Annotated in this window: 14 protein-coding genes; 7 read left to right on the top strand and 7 right to left on the bottom strand. The window is 75.5% G+C overall.

What is annotated here, in order from left to right; translation table 11 throughout:
• The first annotated feature begins 54 nt into the window (after positions 1-54).
• The 6 genes from ACZ3J7_RS00835 (at position 55) to ACZ3J7_RS00860 (ending at position 7,015) form a co-directional block, all read left to right on the top strand.
• A complete protein-coding gene (locus tag ACZ3J7_RS00835; protein ID WP_465615419.1) occupies positions 55-1,158 on the top strand; it encodes an ABC transporter ATP-binding protein in 1,104 nt (367 codons plus the stop codon).
• Complete coding sequence (locus tag ACZ3J7_RS00840) at positions 1,145-1,807, top strand: ABC transporter permease (RefSeq protein WP_465615420.1); 663 nt, start codon at positions 1,145-1,147, stop codon at positions 1,805-1,807. Before ACZ3J7_RS00835 ends, ACZ3J7_RS00840 begins: the two co-directional genes overlap by 14 nt.
• On the top strand, positions 1,804-2,574 hold the full coding sequence (locus ACZ3J7_RS00845) for an ABC transporter permease (RefSeq protein WP_465615422.1): 771 nt from the start codon (positions 1,804-1,806) through the stop codon (positions 2,572-2,574). Before ACZ3J7_RS00840 ends, ACZ3J7_RS00845 begins: the two co-directional genes overlap by 4 nt.
• On the top strand, positions 2,571-3,500 hold the full coding sequence (locus ACZ3J7_RS00850) for an ABC transporter substrate-binding protein (RefSeq protein WP_465615424.1): 930 nt from the start codon (positions 2,571-2,573) through the stop codon (positions 3,498-3,500). Before ACZ3J7_RS00845 ends, ACZ3J7_RS00850 begins: the two co-directional genes overlap by 4 nt.
• Before the next feature lie 328 nt (positions 3,501-3,828).
• On the top strand, positions 3,829-5,886 hold the full coding sequence (locus ACZ3J7_RS00855; protein ID WP_465615426.1) for a glycosyl hydrolase family 18 protein: 2,058 nt from the start codon (positions 3,829-3,831) through the stop codon (positions 5,884-5,886).
• Positions 5,887-6,022: 136 nt separating this feature from the next.
• On the top strand, positions 6,023-7,015 hold the full coding sequence (locus ACZ3J7_RS00860) for a hypothetical protein (protein ID WP_465615428.1): 993 nt from the start codon (positions 6,023-6,025) through the stop codon (positions 7,013-7,015).
• A 4-nt stretch (positions 7,016-7,019) separates the two neighbouring features.
• Here ACZ3J7_RS00860 and ACZ3J7_RS00865 read toward each other — a convergent pair whose 3' ends face one another.
• The 3 genes from ACZ3J7_RS00865 to ACZ3J7_RS00875 all read right to left on the bottom strand — a co-directional run bounded on the left by ACZ3J7_RS00865 (position 7,020) and on the right by ACZ3J7_RS00875 (position 10,180).
• Positions 7,020-8,282 (bottom strand): multidrug effflux MFS transporter, encoded by a 1,263-nt coding sequence (locus tag ACZ3J7_RS00865; RefSeq protein ID WP_465615429.1) that lies wholly within the window; start codon positions 8,280-8,282, stop codon positions 7,020-7,022.
• Between the two features lie 77 nt (positions 8,283-8,359).
• Positions 8,360-8,833, bottom strand: a complete 474-nt coding sequence (locus ACZ3J7_RS00870; RefSeq protein ID WP_465615431.1) for a hypothetical protein — start codon at positions 8,831-8,833, stop codon at positions 8,360-8,362.
• 174 nt (positions 8,834-9,007) lie between these two features.
• Entirely contained in the window at positions 9,008-10,180 is a 1,173-nt protein-coding gene (locus ACZ3J7_RS00875; protein WP_465615433.1) for an acyl-CoA dehydrogenase family protein, read from the bottom strand.
• Between the two features lie 265 nt (positions 10,181-10,445).
• Here ACZ3J7_RS00875 and ACZ3J7_RS00880 point away from each other — a divergent pair, with 265 nt between their 5' ends.
• Complete coding sequence (locus tag ACZ3J7_RS00880) at positions 10,446-11,813, top strand: class II fumarate hydratase (protein WP_465615826.1); 1,368 nt, start codon at positions 10,446-10,448, stop codon at positions 11,811-11,813.
• Positions 11,814-11,817: 4 nt separating this feature from the next.
• Here the strand turns inward: ACZ3J7_RS00880 and ACZ3J7_RS00885 are convergent, their stop codons facing one another.
• From ACZ3J7_RS00885 to ACZ3J7_RS00900, 4 genes are all read right to left on the bottom strand, one after another.
• Entirely contained in the window at positions 11,818-13,167 is a 1,350-nt protein-coding gene (locus ACZ3J7_RS00885; RefSeq protein WP_465615435.1) for a lanthionine synthetase C family protein, read from the bottom strand.
• A 96-nt stretch (positions 13,168-13,263) separates the two neighbouring features.
• On the bottom strand, positions 13,264-16,368 hold the full coding sequence (locus tag ACZ3J7_RS00890) for a lantibiotic dehydratase (RefSeq protein ID WP_465615436.1): 3,105 nt from the start codon (positions 16,366-16,368) through the stop codon (positions 13,264-13,266).
• Between the two features lie 117 nt (positions 16,369-16,485).
• Positions 16,486-16,641, bottom strand: coding sequence for an SCO0268 family class II lanthipeptide (gene lanA, locus ACZ3J7_RS00895; protein ID WP_465615438.1), 156 nt, complete (start codon positions 16,639-16,641; stop codon positions 16,486-16,488).
• A gap of 429 nt (positions 16,642-17,070) precedes the next feature.
• Positions 17,071-17,493: an SPW repeat protein gene (locus ACZ3J7_RS00900; RefSeq protein ID WP_465615440.1), complete on the bottom strand. Its 423-nt coding sequence runs from the start codon at positions 17,491-17,493 to the stop codon at positions 17,071-17,073.
• Between the last annotated feature and the right edge of the window lie 90 nt (positions 17,494-17,583).

Consider the following 17,583-nt stretch of genomic DNA (forward strand, 5'->3'; position numbering starts at 1 on the left):
CTACTTTCATTCGATATCCGCGTCGGTTCCGGCCGGCCGCCCGAGGACCTTCCGTTGATCAGATTCGAGGGCGCCGCCAAGCGCCACCCCGACGGCACGGTCGCCGTCCGCGGCCTGGACCTTGAGGTGCCGGCCGGCCGGACCACCGTCCTGGTCGGGCCGTCCGGCTGCGGCAAGACGACCATCCTGCGGATGGTCAACCGGATGGTGGTGCCGACCGCCGGCCGGGTCCTGCTGGACGGGACGGACGTCGCGGGCCTGCCCGCGGCCCAACTGCGGCGCGGCATCGGCTACGTGATCCAGCAGGCCGGGCTGTTCCCGCACCGCCGGGTGATCGACAACGTGGCGACGGTGCCCCGCCTGCTCGGCTGGGACCGCAAGCGGGCCCGGGCCCGGGCCGCCGAGCTGCTGGAGCTGGTCGGCCTGCCGCCGGAGACGGCCCGCCGCTACCCGGCGCAGCTCTCCGGCGGCCAGCAGCAACGCGTGGGCGTGGCGAGGGCGTTGGCCGCCGACCCGCCGGTGCTGCTGATGGACGAGCCGTTCAGCGCGGTCGACCCGCTGGTGCGCTCCGGGCTGCAGGAGGAACTGCTGCGGCTACAGGCCGAGTTGGGCAAGACGGTGCTGTTCGTGACGCACGACATCGAGGAGGCGGTCCGGCTCGGCGACCGGGTGGTGGTGCTCCGCGAGCACGGCGAGATCGCCCAACTCGCGGATCCGCAAACCCTGTTGACCGCCCCGGCGGACGCCGGCGTGGCGGCCTTCCTGGGCCGTGACCGCGGCCTGCGCGGCCTGGGCCTGCGCGGCGCCGCCGCCGTTCCGCTCGCCGAGCTCCAGCCCTCGTACCAGGGCTGGGAGTTGCTGCTCGATCCGGACGGCCGCCCGGAGCACTGGGCGCGCGGCGCCGAGCGGCACCCGGTCCCGGTCTTCGCCCCGGCCCGGGACTCGCTGCGGGCGGCGCTGGACGCGGCCCTGCTCGCCGCCTCCGGCCACGCCGTCGCGGTGGACGCCGCCGGCCGGGCGGTCGGCACCGCGAGCCGGGCCGCCGTGGTCGAGGCGCTGGGCACCACCGAGGCCGCCGCCGAGCCCGCCGCGGAGACCACCGCCACCGGGACCACCGCCGCCGACCCCTCCGAGCGGGTGCCGCATGCTGGACGGTGAGCCGCTGGTCCGCTGGCACTGGCTCGGCGACCACCTCGGCTACCTGGCCGACCTGACGGCGGACCACGCGGTGATCGCGCTGGTCCCGGTGCTGCTGGCGCTGCTGCTCGCGGTGCCGCTCGGCCTGGCCTGCGCGCGCTTCCCGCGGCTGTACCAGCCGCTGGCGGCGGTGTTCAACGTGGTGTACGCGCTGCCCTCGCTGGCGGTGTTCGTGGTGCTGATCCCGTACACGGGGCTGGCCACCCGGCAGACCGTGATGGTGCCGCTGACCTGCTACGCGCTGGCGGTGCTGCTGCCGACCGCGGTGGACGGGCTGCGGGCGGTGCCGGAGCCGGTGCGGCAGGCGGCCACCGCGATGGGGTACGGGCCGTGGCGGCGGCTGGCGGCGGTCGAACTCCCGGCGTCCGTGCCGTACTTGATCGGAGGGCTGCGGGTCGCCGCGGTGTCCTCGATCTCGTTGGCGGCGGTCGGCGCGCTGGTCGGCCGGGGCGGTCTGGGCTACCTGTTCCTGGACGGCTTCCAGCGGACCTTCCCGACCCCGATCCTGGCCGGGATCGCCCTGGTGGCGCTGCTGGCGCTGGCCACCGACCTGCTGCTGCTGGCGGCCCGCCGAGTGCTGGCGCCGTGGGCCCGGGGGGTGGCGCGGTGAACTGGCTGGGCTGGCTGCAGGACTTCTTCGCCGATCCGGCGCACCACTCGGGCCCGGACTCGATCTCCAACCGGGTGCTGGAGCACCTGGCGTTCTCCGCCGAGGCGCTCGGCCTGGCCGCGCTGGTGGCCCTGCCGCTGGGGCTGCTGATCGGCTACTCCGGGCGCGGCCTGTTCGTGGTGACGGCGCTGGCCGGGGTGGCCCGGGCGCTGCCGACGCTGGGCCTGGTCACGCTGGCGGTGCTGCTGGTCGGCGTCGGTGACGCGGCGGTGCTGCTGCCGCTGACCGCGCTGGCCGCGCCGCCGATGCTGGTCGCGGCCGCCGAGGGGGTCCGCGGCACCGACCCGGACGTCCGGGACGCGGCCCGGGGCATCGGCCTGACCCACCCGCAGACCCTGCTGCGGGTGTGCGTGCCGGCGGCCGCGCCGACCCTGCTGGCGGGGGTCCGGACGGCGTCGGTGCAGGTGATCGCGACCGCGACGGTCGCCGCGTACGTGGGCCTCGGCGGCCTGGGCCGGTACGTGATCGACGGGCTGGCCACCCGGGACTTCCCGACCACGGTCGGCGGCGCCCTGCTGGTGGTGCTGCTGGCGGTGGCGGTCCAACTGCTGTTCGCCCTGCTCATCCGGCTCACCGCGCCGCCCGGCACCCGGTCCGGCCGGCGGCCGGACCGTACCGAAACGACCGCACCACCCGCGACACCCTCGGGGAACGCGGCACTTGACGATCCCGCGGGCTCCCCCGCACTGGCAAAGGAATCCACATGACGACCCGTCCGGTCAGAATCGCCCTCGCCGCCCTGCTGCTGACGGGCGCGGCGGCCTGCTCCTCCTCCGGCGGCGACCCGCTGGCCGCGAAGTCCTCCGCCCCGGCGGCGGCCGGCTCCTCGGGGGCGGCCCCGTCCGGGAAGACCGTGGTGGTCGGTTCGGCGAACTTCCCGGAGAACGTGCTGATCGCCTCGATCTACTCGCAGGCCCTGAAGGCGAAGGGCGTGAAGGTCGACGAGAAGTTCAACATCGGCAGCCGGGAGGTGCTGTACGGGCAGGTGCAGTCCGGTGCGCTGACCGTGCTGCCGGAGTACAACGGCGCCCTGCTGGGCTACCTGGACGCGAAGTCCACCGCGACCGGCAAGGACGCGGTGAACACCGAGCTGAAGGCGAAGCTGCCGGCCGGGCTGTCGATCCTGGACTCGGCGCCGGCCGAGGACAAGGACTCGCTGACGGTCACCCAGGAGACCGCCGACAAGCTGGGCGTCAAGTCGATAGCCGACCTGGCGGGCAAGGCCCAGGACCTGGTGCTGGGCGGCCCGCCGGAGTTCAAGTCGCGGCGCGAGCAGCAGTTCAAGGACGTCTACGGGCTGACCTTCAAGGAGTGGAAGCCGACCGGCGAGACCACCGCCAACGCGCTGAAGGACGGCGGGATCCAGGTCGGCAACGTGTTCACCACCGACCCGAAGATCGTCCAGCTGAAGCTGGTGTCGCTGGCCGACCCGAAGAACCTGTTCAGTTCGCAGAACGTCACCCCGCTGGTGAACACCGCCGGGCTGGACGCCACCGGGACGGCCGCGCTGAACGCGGTCTCCGCGAAGCTGGACACCGCCGGGCTGACCGCGCTGATGAAGCGCGTCTCGGTGGACAAGGAGGACCCGGCGGCGGTCGCCGGGGACTGGCTGAAGAGCAACGGCCTGAACTGACCCGCACGCCCCGAGAGCCGTCCGTCGGCCCCGCACCGAGCAGTCGGGTGCGGGGCCGACGGCACGTCAAGGGCCTTGTCCCCAAGGGTTGGTAAAGCTCTCCGGGCCCCTTGGCAGTGAACTGTAAAGAGTCTTGACAGACGCAGTGGTCCAGACCAACCATGAGTCCCGCTGTACTTCCCGACCGGAACGCATCGTGGGGGTGTGACCACCGGCCGGGGCGAGGTATTGCCCCGCACCACCCCGGCACTCCCTGTACCAGGCCGATCCCCGCCCCGTGCCCGCACACCGGCACGCGGGCCACCCTTCCATGCCTGATGGAGACTCGATGCGCCTTCACCGACCACTCCAAGCGCTGCTCGCCGCGGGCGCGATGGCGGCCGCCTCGCTGGGGCTGATCTCCGCCCCCGCGCAGGCCGCCGCCGCGGCCGCCACGCCGCTGCCGCAGCACGTCTTCGCCCCGTACTTCGAGGCCTGGACCGGCGAGAGCCCGGCCGCGCTGGCCGCCCAGTCCGGCGTCAAGCACCTCACCATGGCGTTCCTGCAGGCCGCCACCAAGGGCTCCTGCACCGCGCTGTGGAACGGCGACACCTCGATGCCGGTGTCCAGCTCCACCTTCGGCGCCGACATCACCACCATCCGTGCCAACGGCGGCGACGTGATCCCGTCCTTCGGCGGCTACACCGCGGACAACACGGGCACCGAGATCGCCGACTCCTGCACGGACGTCAACCAGATCGCCGCGCAGTTCGAGAAGGTCATCACCACCTACGACGTCTCCCGGATCGACCTGGACATCGAGGACAACTCGCTGACCAACACGGCCGGCATCGACCGCCGCAACAAGGCGATCAAGATCGTCGAGGACTGGGCCGCCGCCAACGGCCGCAGCATCCAGTTCAGCTACACCCTGCCGACCACCACCAGCGGCCTGGCCTCCAGCGGCCTGGCGGTGCTGAAGAACGCGGTCACCAACAACGCGCGGATCGACGTCGTCAACCTGATGACGTTCGACTACTACGACAACGCCGCGCACGACATGGCCGCGGACACCCAGACCTCCGCGCAGGGCCTGTACAACCAGCTGGCGAAGCTGTACCCGACGAAGACCTCCGCGCAGCTGTGGGGCATGATCGGCATCATCGAGATGCCGGGCGTCGACGACTTCGGCCCGGCCGAGACCTTCACCGTCGCCAACGCCAACGCGGTCTACAACTGGGCCGTCTCCAAGGGCATCAACACGCTGTCCTTCTGGGCGCTGCAGCGCGACAACGGCGGCTGCCCGGGCGGCGGCGCCCGGGACGACTGCTCGGGCATCGCCCAGGGCACCTGGGAGTTCAGCCACATCTTCTCGCCGTTCACCAGCTCCTCGGTGCCGGCGAACGACTTCTCGGTGTCGCTGAGCCCGGCCTCCGGCTCGGTCGCGGCCGGCGCGTCCACCTCGGCCACGGTCAACACCGCGGTGACCTCCGGCTCGGCCCAGAGCGTCAACCTGTCGGTGACCGGCGCCCCGGCCGGCGTCACCGCCTCGCTGAGCGCCTCCACCGTCACCGCGGGCGGCTCCGCCACCCTGAACCTGTCGACCACCTCGGGCGTCGCCAACGGCAGCTACCCGCTGACCGTGACCGGCACCGGCGCGAGCGGCACCCACTCGGCGACGTACACCCTGACCGTCACCGGCGGCACCACCGCCTCGGACTTCTCGGTCGCCCTGTCGCCCGCCTCCGGCTCCGTCCAGGCCGGCGCGTCCGCCACCAGCACCGTGAACACCGCGGTCACCTCCGGCACCGCCGCGACCGTCAACCTGACCGTCTCCGGCGCCCCGGCGGGCGTCACCGCCACCGTGAGCCCCGCCGGCGTCACCGCGGGCGGCTCCGCCACCCTGAACGTCGCCACCACCGCCTCGGCGGTCCCGGGCACCTACACCCTGACCGTCACCGGCACCGGCGCGGGCAAGACCCACACCGCCACCTACGCGCTGACCGTCACCGGCACCACCCCGCCCACCGGCCTCGCCAACGGTGACCTGGAGAGCGGCAATCTCGCCCCGTGGACCTGCCAGAGCGGCGGCGCGGTCGTCTCCTCCCCGGCGCACGGCGGCTCCAAGGCCCTGCAGGTCACCCCGAGCGCCGGCGCCACCGGCCAGTGCCAGCAGACCGTCACCCTGGCCCCGAACCACGCGTACACCCTGACCGCCTGGGTCCAGGGCCCGTACTCGTACCTCGGCGTCAGCGGCGGCGCCACCGCCTCCTCCTGGGCGAACGGCTCCTCCTGGACCAAGCTGACCGTCCCGTTCACCACCGGTGCGAACGGCACCGTCACGGTCTACCTGCACGGCTGGTACGGCCAGGGCGCGGTCTACGGCGACGACTTCTCGATCGCCTGACCACCCGTCCGACGGTGACCTGAGCTCCATCCGTCACCCGCTCAACCGCCCGTCCCGGCCCGGACGGTGGCGCTCCGCCACCGTCCGGGCCCGGTGCGTTCAAACGGGTGTTCCAGGTGTTCTAGGATCAGCGACCATGACCAACGGGTGGGGAACGAACCAGGACCGGCGGCTGCCGCCCCAGCAGCCCGCCCTCCCGGGCGCGGTGCGGTTCGACGAACCGGACTGGGCGGCCCTCGCCGACCGGCACCAGCGCGAGCGGTCGCGCCGCAAGCGGCTGCGGACGGTCGGCGGCATCGCGGCGGCCGTCGTCGCGGTCGGCGGGATCACCGCCGTCGCGGCCCTCGCCGCCTCCGGCTCCGGCACGCCGAAGGCCGACCCGACCGTGGTGGTCCAGGCCGACTCCCCCTCGCCCGGACGGCCGGAGCTCGGCGGCGACGGCGGCGGCGACCCGTCCCCGACCGTCTCGCCGAGCGAGACGGCCCCGCCCTCGGCGACCGCGTCCGCGTCCGCGTCCGCGTCGGCGGGCAGGTCGGGCCCGCCGTCCCGGAGCGCGAGCGGCAGCCCGGGCCGGAGTCCGGGCAGGTCGGCCTCCCCCACCCCGGCCGGCCCGCCCGACCCGCTGACGGTGATCTCCTCGGCGGCCACCGACACCGCACCGCTCACCCCCGCCGGGCTGCTGCCCGCCGCGACGGTGCAGGTGGGCGGCCGGACCTGGACCCGGCTGGCCGACGCCCAGACCGCGACCTGCTGGCAGGCCACCACCGGCGGCCTCGGCAACGTGCTGGCGGCCCAGGGCTGCCGGTCGATGCTCCGGGTCACCTACACCTCGGGCAACAGCGCCGTCACCGTCGGCGTCGCGGTGCTCGACAGCAAGGCCCAGGCGGACGCGGTGATGGCCGGCTTCCAGGGCCAGGTGCAGGGCCTGGTGCCCAGCGGGCACACCTCCTTCTGCACCGGTTCCGGCTGCCAGAACACCCACGGCTCGATCGGCCGCTACGTCTACCTGACCGTCTCCGGCACCCAGAACCCGGGCGGCACCACGGCCGACGCCACCGCCACCGCGGCCGGGCCGTCCTTCGCCGCCACCGTCCGGGACCGGCTGCTGGCCCGGGGCAGCGCCCGCTGAGCGGTCACTTCGGCCGGCACAGCGGCAGGAACGCGGCCAGCGCCAGCAGGGCGCAGCCCAGCACGACGGCGCCGAGCACCGTCGCGGACGGGTGGCCGCCCAGGCTGCTGAGCGGGGCGACCACCGCGCCGCACAGGTAGGTGCCGGTGCCGAGCAGTGCGGACGCCGAGCCGGCCGCGTGCGGGGCCATGGTGAGGGCCCGGCCGTTGGCGTTGGGCAGGATCACGCCCATCGCGCCCATCAGCAGGGTCAGCGCGGGCCACACCCCGGCCAGGCCGGTGTCCCACACGGTGGTGCACAGCACCACGGCGGCCCCGGCCAGCGCGGCGGCGGCCAGGCCGGAGACCAGCAGCGTCCGCTCGGAGTACCGCTGCACCAGGAAGCGGCCGTTGACCTGGGTGACGGCCAGCAGCGCGATCGAGTTGACCGCGAACACCAGGCTGTAGGTCTGCGGGCTGATCCGGTACACGTCCTGCAGCACCACCGAGGAGCCCCCGACGTACGCGAACAGCGCGCCGAACGCGAAGGTGCCGGTCAGCAGGTAGCCGAGGAACACCCGGTCGCGCAGCAGCCCGCCGATCGCCCGGACGGTGGTGCCGAGGCCGCCGCCGTGCCGCCGGTCGGGCGGCAGCGTCTCGCGGACGCCGAACGCGCAGGCGGCGGTCAGCACGGCGCCGAGCAGGGCCAGCGCGACGAAGGTGCCGCGCCAGTCGGTGACGTGCAGCAGTTGGGCGCCGGCCAGCGGGGCGACGATCGGGGCGAGGCCGGATATCAGGCCCATGGTGGCCAGGAACCGGATCATCGCGGTGCCCTCCAGCCGGTCCCGGACCACCGCCCGGGCGATCACCAGCGCGGCGGAGCCCGCCGCGCCCTGCACCACCCGGCCCGCGACCAGCACCGGCATCGAGTCGGCGAACGCGCACAGCAGGCTGGCGGCGGTGTACGCGGCGAGGCCGGCCAGCATCGGGCGGCGGCGGCCGAGGCGGTCGCTGAGCGGGCCGAACAGCAGTTGGCCGAGCACCATGCCGAGCAGCGAGCCGGTCAGGGTGAGCTGGGCGGCGGGTGCGGTGGAGTGCAGGTCGGCGGTCAGGTCGGGCAGGGCGGGCAGGTACAGGTCGGTGGTGAACGGCCCGAGCGCGACGAGGCTGCCCAGGGTGACCACGGTGGCGGTGGCGAAGGGGGCGTCCTGCGGGGTCGCCGCGGCCACCCCCCGCGGCCGGAGGGGGACGGTCTGGTCGCCGTCGGGTCCGACGGTCGGGCCTGGCAATGGAGCTCCTCTGGGATGGCGGGGTACCCGCACCGTCCTATCCCATCCGCCCACCTGTGCGAAAGCCGGAGTCCGCCCTAGTGGGCGGTGGTCGCGGCGGTCGCGGTCGGCGCGGCCGTCCGGCCGGCCGCGACCACGGCGCCGTCCTGCCAGCCGTACAGCTGGTCGCCGACCAGGGCGACGTCGTACAGGCCGCAGTGCGCGGTGGCGCGCTGCGGGGTGTCGCGCGGGAACCAGGGGGCCCGCAGGTGGACGTCGCCCTGCGGGCGGCCGGTGGTGCAGTCGGCGGGCAGCGCGCGTTCCGGCAGGGTGGCGCGGATCAGCCGGTCGCCCTGCCGGTCGGAGCCGAGGAAGGCGACGCCGGTCGCCCGGTCGGGCAGCCAGCGCGGCACCTCGGTCCGGTCGGCCTTGGCCGCCGCGCCGCTGGGGTAGCGGGCGGTGTGGTCCATCCGGTCCTGCACCCGCTGGACGGCCGCCGGTGCCACCATCACCGCGAGCATCCCCGCGGCCGCCGCCCCCAGCACCGCCGTCGCCACCCGTCCGCCGTTCATCGCCCCGCGCCCCTTCTCCCTGCCGTTGCCCGTCCCTTCCATGGTGGGCGCGCCCGCCCCCGGGATCCATGCGCACCAGGTACCGACCGGGGTCCACCGGAAGTCTGACCCGGCCGCCCGGATCCCCGACTTCCGGCGGACCCGGCCCCGCCCTGCGGGGGGGGGCCGGCGGGGTCAGCGGTAGGCGGACTCGCCGGTGATCGCCTCGCCGAGGACCAGGGTGTGGATCTCCGCGGTGCCCTCGTAGGTGAGGACCGACTCCAGGTTGTTGGCGTGCCGGAGGGCCGGGTAGGCGGTGGTGATGCCGTTGGCGCCGAGGATCGTGCGGGCCGAGCGGGCGATCTCCAGCGCGGTGCGGACGTTGTTGAGCTTGCCGAAGGAGATGTGCGCGGGCTGGGCGCGGCCCTCGTCCTTGAGCCGGCCGATCCGCACCGCGACCAGGTAGGCCTTCTCCAACTCCAGTGCCATCTCGACGAGTTTGGCCTGGGTGAGTTGGAAGGCGCCGATCGGGCGGCCGAACTGGACCCGGTCGCGGGCGTAGGCGACGGCGGCCCGGTAGCAGTCGCGGGCCGCGCCGACGGTGCCCCACAGGATGCCGTAGCGGGCCTCGCCGAGCGAGGACAGCGGGGCGCGCAGGCCGCGGGCGTCCGGCAGTTGCGCCTCGGCGGGCAACCGGACGCCGTCGAAGGCGAGTTCGCTGGTGACGGAGGCGCGCAGCGAGAGCTTGCCGGGGATGTCGCGGGCGGTGAAGCCGGGCGTCCCGCGCGGGACGAGGAAGCCGCGCACGCCCTCCTCGGTGGCCGCCCAGACCACCGCGACGTCGGAGACCGAGCCGTTGGTGATCCAGGTCTTGGTGCCGTCGAGGATCCAGTCGGCGCCGTCCCGCCGGGCCCGGGTGCGCATCGACGCCGGGTCGGAGCCGGCCTCCGGCTCGGTCAGGCCGAAGCAGCCGACGGCCCGTCCGGCGGCCAACTCGGGGAGCCAGCGCAGCTTCTGCTCCTCGGAGCCGAACGCGTGGATCGAGCGCATCGCCAGCGAGCCCTGCACCGAGACGAAGCTGCGCAGTCCCGAGTCGGCGGCCTCCAGCTCCATGCACGCCACCCCGTACTCGGTGGCGGTCGACCCGGTGCACCCGTAGCCCTCCAGGTGCATGCCGAGGACGCCCAGCTTGCCGAGTTCCGGGGCGAGTTCGCGCGCCGGGAAGGTGCCGGCCTCGTACCACCCGGCGAGTCCCGGCCGGACGTGCCGGTCGGTGAACGCGCGGACGCTGTCGCGGACCAGCCGCTCGTCCTCGGTGAGCAGGTCGTCGACACCGAGCAGGTCGAGCGGGTCGGGGGCGGTCGCCATGGGTGGGCTCCTCGGAGGGTGCGAGCGGGTGGGCCACCGCTGTCCCTACCGGTCGGTACGCCGCGCGGTCAAGGGCGCCACGGCGGCGGCCGCCCGCGACACGCGGCCCGGCGCGCCGGGAATGCCGGGCGCCCGTGGAAGGCTGACCGGTCCAGGAGGTGTACCGACCATGGCGGACGGACAGCAGGGCGAGCGGCGGGACGGACGGCAGGACGCGCGGGAGGACGCGCGGCGGGAGCGGCAGTGGCGGGTCGAGCACGACTCGATGGGGGAGGTCCGGGTCCCGGCGGCGGCCAAGTGGCAGGCGCAGACCCAGCGCGCGGTGGAGAACTTCCCGGTCTCCGGGCAGCGCCTGGAGCGCGCCCACATCGCGGCGCTGGCCCGGATCAAGGCGGCGGCGGCCACCGTCAACGCCGAGCTGGGCGTGCTGGACGGGGAGACCGCGGCGGCGATCCGGTCGGCGGCCGAGGAGGTCGCCGAGGGCCGCTGGGACGACCAGTTCCCGGTGGACGTGTTCCAGACCGGTTCGGGCACCTCGTCCAACATGAACGCCAACGAGGTGATCGCGACCCTGGCCGCCGAGCGGCTGGGCCGCCCGGTCCACCCCAACGACCAGGTGAACGCCTCGCAGTCGTCCAACGACGTCTTCCCGTCCTCGATCCACGTCGCCGCGACGGGCGCCGTCCTGCACGAGCTGGTCCCGGCGCTGGAGCACCTGGCGGGTGCCCTGGAGGCCAAGTCCGCGGAGTTCGCGACGGTGGTCAAGTCCGGCCGCACCCACCTGATGGACGCCACCCCGGTCACCCTCGGCCAGGAGTTCGGCGGCTACGCGGCGCAGGTCCGGTACGGCGTCGAGCGGCTGCGCGCGACCCTCCCCCGGGTCGCCGAACTGCCGCTCGGCGGAACGGCGGTGGGCACCGGCATCAACACCCCGCCGGGCTTCTCGGCCGCCGTCATCGCCGAGGTCGCCCGCGCCACCGGCCTGCCGCTCACCGAGGCCCGCAACCACTTCGAGGCCCAGGGCGCCCGGGACGGCCTGGTCGAGCTGAGCGGCCAGCTGCGCACGGTCGCCACCGGCTTCACCAAGATCGCCAACGACCTGCGCTGGATGGGCTCCGGCCCGCGCACCGGCCTCGCCGAGATCAACCTCCCCGACCTGCAACCCGGTTCCTCGATCATGCCCGGCAAGGTCAACCCGGTGCTGCCGGAGGTGGTGCTGATGGTCGCCGCGCAGGTGATCGGCAACGACGCCACCGTCACGGTGGCCGGCGCGAGCGGCAACTTCGAGCTGAACGTGATGCTGCCCGTCATCGCGCGCAACGTGCTGGAGTCTGTCCGCCTGCTCGCTACCTCGGCCCGCCTGCTGGCCGACCGCGCCGTCGCCGGCGTCACCGCCAACGCGGAGCGCGCCCGGGAGTACGCCGAGTCCTCCCCCTCGGTCGTCACCCCGCTCAACCGCTACCTCGGCTACGAGGAGGCGGCGAAGGTCGCCAAGCAGTCCCTCGCCGAGCGGAGGACCATCCGCCAGGTCGTCCTCGACCGGGGCTACGTCGAGCGCGGCCTGCTCACCGAGGCCCAGCTCGACGAGGCCCTGGACGTGCTGCGGATGACCCGCCCGCGGGACGCCGACTGAGCCGTCAGGAGAGCAGCAGCGGCATGTCCCAGTCGTGCGGGGTGCCGCCGACCGCGTACGAGTCGAGGGCGAGCGCGACGCCCGCCGCCCCGTCCAGGTAGCCGGAGACGTCGCTGGCGTACGGGCGGCGGGTCATCGTGAAGCGCAGGCCGAACGGGGTGTCCGGGTCGAAGGCGTCGACCAGCCGGGCGGCCACCTCGTCGCGCCGCCGCTCGATCCGTTCGTCGCCGAAGTGCTCGTTCAACCGGCCGAGTTGGTGCAACGCCCCGGCCCAGCCGTGGCACAGCGCGTGGTCGGTGACGCCCCACGCGTCGAGCGGCAGCCGCAGCAGCCGCTCGACCGAGCCGCGGGCGGTGGCCGTCCAGTCCGGCCGGTCCAGCACGGCCCCGGCCACCTGGAGGGCGCGCGAGACGCCGGGCGCGCCGTAGCACCAGGACGGCCAGCCGGCCGGCGTCCGGTACACGTCGGGGCCGGCCAGGTAGGCGTCGAGACCGAGGTAGCCGGGCCAGTAGGTGCCGTGCTCGTCGCGCACCGCCCAGTGGGTGAGCAGTTCGGCGGTGCGCTCCAGCGCCTCCCGGTGGCCGGGCAGCCGGACGCCGTCGCGCCAGGCCAGCGCGAGCAGCATCAGCGGGCCGGCGACGCCGTGCGACAGGCCGAGGTTGAGGTGCCCGTCCGGCAGCAGGTGCTCGGAGCCGATCCGGGGCGCGTCCAGCGCCCACCAGCGCGGGACGCGGGCGCCCCGGTGCGCGGTGGTGCCGTCGGCCAGGGCGATCAGGTAGCCGAGGACCCGTTCCAGCTCCTCCCCGCAGGTCTCGGCGCGGGCCAGCAGGTAGCGGCCGACGCCGGTCATGCCGCGCACCAGCTCGTAGTGGCCGATGGTGGGCAGCGGGCCGTCCGGGACGGCGGGCAGCGCGGTGCGCACCAGCTGCCGCTGGTGGGCGTCGAGCCGGTGCAGCGCGCCGGTGTAGCCGCCGGTGGCGCGGTGCGCGGCCAGCACGGCGAAGGCCAGCGCGCCGGGGCCCTTGAAGGTTCCGCTGGGCGCGGTGTCGCCGGTGGCGGCGGCCCGGGTCGCCTGCGCGAGGTAGCCGTGCGCCCGGGCGGTGCGGTCGGTGCCGGGCCGGGCGCCGCCGCTGAACGCCAGGGACAGCCCGGGGCTGCCGCTGCCGAGGGTGAGTTCGGCCCAGACCGGTTCGGCCGTCCCGTCGTCGGCCGCCTCGGCGGGGATCCGGGTGGCGGCCGCGGTCGCGGCCGGGTCGGCGAGCCGGTCCAGGATCAGGTCGGAGACCCGCCCGGCCGCCTCCCGCAGCCGGGCGCGCTCCTCGAGGACGACGGTCCTCGTCGCGGTGTCGGTCATCGCTGCCTCCGGTCGGTGGCGGTTCGGGCGGTTCGGGCGTTTCGGACGGCTCGGGCGGGCGCGGGCGGTTCGGGCACGGGTGCGGGCGGTGCGCCGTCAGCGTCCGTCGCCGTGGGCCCGGCGGCCGAGCAGGGCGCGGGCGGCGCCGCGCAGGACGGCGTAGCCGCGGGCCTCGGCGGCCGGGTCGATGCCGAACAGCCGGTTGTGCCGCATGTGCAGCAGGGACGCGGCGGCCTCGTCGCGGTCGGCCTCGGCGGCGGCGAGCAGTCGGCGGCCGAAGGCGCGGGGCTCCGGCGCGTCGGCCCAGAGCGGGGCGAGTTCGGGCACGCCGAGCCGTTCGGCGGCGTGCCGGGCGGCGTCGCCGGGCCGGATCAGCCCGTCCACCAGGGCGCGGTGGCGCTGGTAGACGTGGTGGTCGGGGCCCTTGTCGAAGAGGTGGACCACCCAGCCGGGCCAGTCCCAGTCGCCGAGCGAGTCGAGCAGCACGGCGTGCCCGACGGCGGCGAGCACCTCGTCGGGGACGGCGGCGGCCCCGGCCCGGCGGGCCCGCAGCTGGAGCAGCGCGGAGCGGCTGTCGGTGCGGAAGAGCCGTTCGGCGTCCGGCAGCGCGTCCGGGCCGAGGTAGCGGTCGGTCTCGGGGCGGTACGCGTCGAGGGCGGTGGTGCGCAGCGCGCCGGTCTCGACGAGCCGGCGGGCGTGCCGGGCGAGGGCGGGCAGGACGCGGCCGGCCAGGGCGGCGGGGTCGCCGTGCAGGCGCAGCCGCAGGTGGGGGTCGGGGTCGCGGTAGCGGAGGAAGTACCAGCGGTCGACGTCGTCCTCGACCTCGGCGAGCAGGGCGGGCAGGTGGTCGGCGAGCAGGGCGTCGTGGGTGCCGGGTTCGGCGTACAGCTTGGCGGTGAGCCAGTCCTCGCCGGGGAGGTGGACCCGGGTGGGGGCGGTGCGGACGGCGGACCTGGCGAGCGGGGCCCGGCCGGGGGCGGCCGCCGGGGCGGGGCGGGGGGCGCGCAGCAGCGGGACGACGATCTCGGTGCTGCGGCCGTGGTTCCAGCCGAGTCCGGCGCCGTCGGCGGTGAGGTCCTCGAAGAGCTGGAACCTGGGTTCGGGGGCGGTGAGTTCGGCGCGCAGCAGTTCGGCGTCCCAGCTCTCCCGCAGGTCGATCGGGAAGGTCCGGTCGTTGCTGGCGATCTGCAGCCGGTCGGGCACCCGGTAGCGCTCGCGCCAGGCGCGCAGGCCGTCCGTCCAGGCGGCGGGTCCGGCGGTGCGGGCGGCGTCGCGCAGGCGGCGGCCGGGGAGCCAGCGGCGCGGGGTGGTGACGACCCGGCCGTAGCGGACGGCGGGCAGGTAGGGCAGGGTGTCGAGGCCGGCCCAGTCCCAGCCGGACCAGACCCGGGGGCGGGCGGCGGCCAGGTCGGCCAGGAAGCGGGCGACGGGCGGGGCCTGCGCGTCCAGGGCGAGCATGTGCGGGAGGACGGGGACGACCGGGCGGCCGGTCTCCGGGTGCAGCAGGCGCAGGCCGTCCTCGCCGGCGGCGACCAGCAGGGTGCGCCAGTCCAGGCAGTGCGGGTCGCCGCGGTCGGCGGCGACGCCGATCGGCAGGCGGTGGGGCAGCAGCGGCGGCACCTGGACGATGTTGAGCGAGCGCGGGTCGCGCGGGGCGAGTTCGACCTGGACGGGCAGGGCCCCGTCGTCGTCGGGTCCGGCGGCGAGGGCGGCCAGGCCGTCGGTGAGTCCGGCGAGTTCGGCGAACCGGCCGGCGGTGGCGCCGGCCGTCCAGGAGCCGGTGTGCGCGCTGCCGAGGAGCCGGAACTCGCCGCGGTCGAGGGCGGCGGTGGAGTCGGCGAGCAGCTGGAAGCAGAGTTCCAGGGTGCGCGGCGGGCGGGTGCCGCCCGGGGTGTGGCCGGCGGCGTCGGCGAGGCGGGCGATGTCGGCGTCGTCGAGGACCAGGTCGGTTCCGGCCAGCACGGCCTGCTGGACGAGTTCGGCGACGGCGTTGCGGCGCGGCCGGTCGGCGTCGTCGCCGGGGCCGGAGCGGGAGTGCGCGGGCGCGCCGGCGTACTCGGGGGGCAGGCCGAGGCCGCGGTGCGGGTCGGCGAGGTCGGCGAGCGGGACGGCGCTCGCGGTGCCGTAGCGCTCGATGAACCGGTCGCGGTAGTCGCGCAGGTGGGCGAGGGTGGTCCACTCGGGGGTGATCGCCCAGATCGCGGCGGCGTAGCGGCGCACCTCGGTGCCGATCGCCTCGGGCAGCACCAGGTCGGTGCCGGTGGCCAGGTCGACCTGGACGGGTGGGCGTTCGCCGGCCCGGTCGGCCCGGTCGGCGGGGTCGAGGGCGCGGACCTCGGCCAGCAGGTGCCGCCAGGATTCCAGGCCCTCGCCGGGGCGGTCGCGTTCGTGGGCGCTCGCGGCGGCGCGGACGGCGCGCAGCCCTTCGGCGGCGCCGGGGACGGCGCCGTCGACGGCGGCCCCGATCCGGTCCAGCAGGGCGTCGTCGATCCGGTGCGGGGTGATCGAGGTGAGCAGGAAGCCGTGCCGGACGAGTCCGGCGAGCAGGCCGTCGATCCGTTCGGCGGGCACCTGCGGGAAGCGGGCGGCCAGGTCGGCCAGCAGGTCGGCGTAGCCGACCGGGCGGGCGGCGGCGGTGCGGACCCGGGCGACCAGGGCGTTGTCGCGCACCGAGACCTCGCGTTCGCCGGCGTGCCGCAGCAGGCGGCCGTCGCGCAGCACGCACAGGTCGTCGAGGACGACGTCGACGCGGCGGCGGACCTCGGGCACGGCGAGCCAGTCCAGCACCCGCTGGTGCAGCCAGCCGCCGTCCAGGCGGACGCTGACCCGTCCGGGGCCGGGGGGCGGCACCTTGGCGGCGGCGCCGAAGGCGGCCCGGCCGACGCCGGCGAACAGCCCGAACGGGGTGGGGCGGCCGCCGGAGCGGCGGGCGTAGCGGGTCAGGGTGCGGGCGGCGCTGACGGTGCGCTTGCGGCCGAGGGCGGCGGCGCCGTCGGGTTCGCCGAGGCGGTGCAGGCTGAGGGCGAGGCTGCCGCTGGCGACCTCGACGGCCTGCCGCAGCAGCGGGTCGGCGGCGAGGCGGCGGGCGCCGGGGGCGGGGTCGGCCGGGTCGATCCGGGCGTCGGCGCCGGTCCGCGGCACGGCGGCCGTCCGCACCAGCAGCGGTTCCGCGACCTCGAACGGGTCCGGCTCTGCGCGCACGTCGTGGGGTCCTTCGGGGTCGCGGGGGGAGGGTGGGGTCGCGGGCGGGGCCCGGTGCTTGCGACGGAGCGCGGGGCGGGCCGGAGCCCGCCCCGCGCGGGGGTACGCCGGTGGGTGTCAGCAGCAGACCGGGCAGCGGGTGCCGATGGCGTAGCTGCTCGGCGAGGTGTAGGTGCCGCGGCCGAACTCGTCGCTCTGGTCCGCGACGTCCGCGATGCGCAGGTCCAGGTCGAGGTCGGCGTTGTCGGACTGCACGGTGATCTCGGTGCGCATGTCCCCTCCTGAGGGCTCGTGGGTCCGCCCGGAGCGGTGGCCCGGGCGGCGTCCCGTACCGAACGGTGGTTCGGGGCGGGACGGGGCACCACTTTTTCCCGGGTTCCCACGATGTGGTGAGTGCCGTCCCGGCCAACCTCTCCCCGCCCACGGCCACCCCCGTTCCCGCCCGCCCCGACCTGCCCTTCCGCCCCACCCGCCCCGCGCGCCGGGGCGTCCGCCCGGGGCGGGCCGGCCGGGGCCAGGTTTCAGCACCGAAACGGGGCAACGCTCCTGCTCCCGGGCGTCCACGAACCACTTGCCGGACGCACCCGGCGGGTGTCCGCGTACGCTTCCGGTCCGCGCCCGCACTTTGGCGCAAAGACATCGCGAAGACACCGTGCGGACGCCGGGCCCGCCAGGGGCCCGGCGTCCCGCTCCTCGGGTCCGCTACCTGCCGCCGTGCCGTCCGGCCATGCCCGAGAAGGCCATGCCGACCGCGGCGAGGGCCAGGCAGGTCATGACGCCGCCGGTGATGACGTTGGTCAGGATGGTGCGGCGGACGTGCGCGCCGCCGTTGACCGCCCAGGGGGCGACGACCGTCCAGGCGCCGATGGCCACGCACGCCCAGGCGCGGGCGTGGGTGCGGCCGAAGGCGGAGCCGTAGCCGGCCATCAGGACGGCGTAGGCGATGCCGAGGACGAGGTTGCTGATGGTCAGGCCGGCGAAGCCGGAGAAGCCGACCACCCAGGGGGAGATCGCCAGGAAGAGGCCGGCGCAGACGGCGAGCGCCTCCGTGCCCTGTCCGGCGGTGGTGGATGTGACGCGCTCCGCGTGTTCACGCAGGGCCAGGATGTCCGGATGGTGTTCCATACCCGACGACATGTGGGTCGACACCGGGACCACCTCCTCGTAGTCGGGACATGCGAGCCAATGGGTCGCTACCCGTCCCCGGACGGTATG

It is taken from the genome of Kitasatospora sp. NPDC015121 (assembly GCF_055562955.1).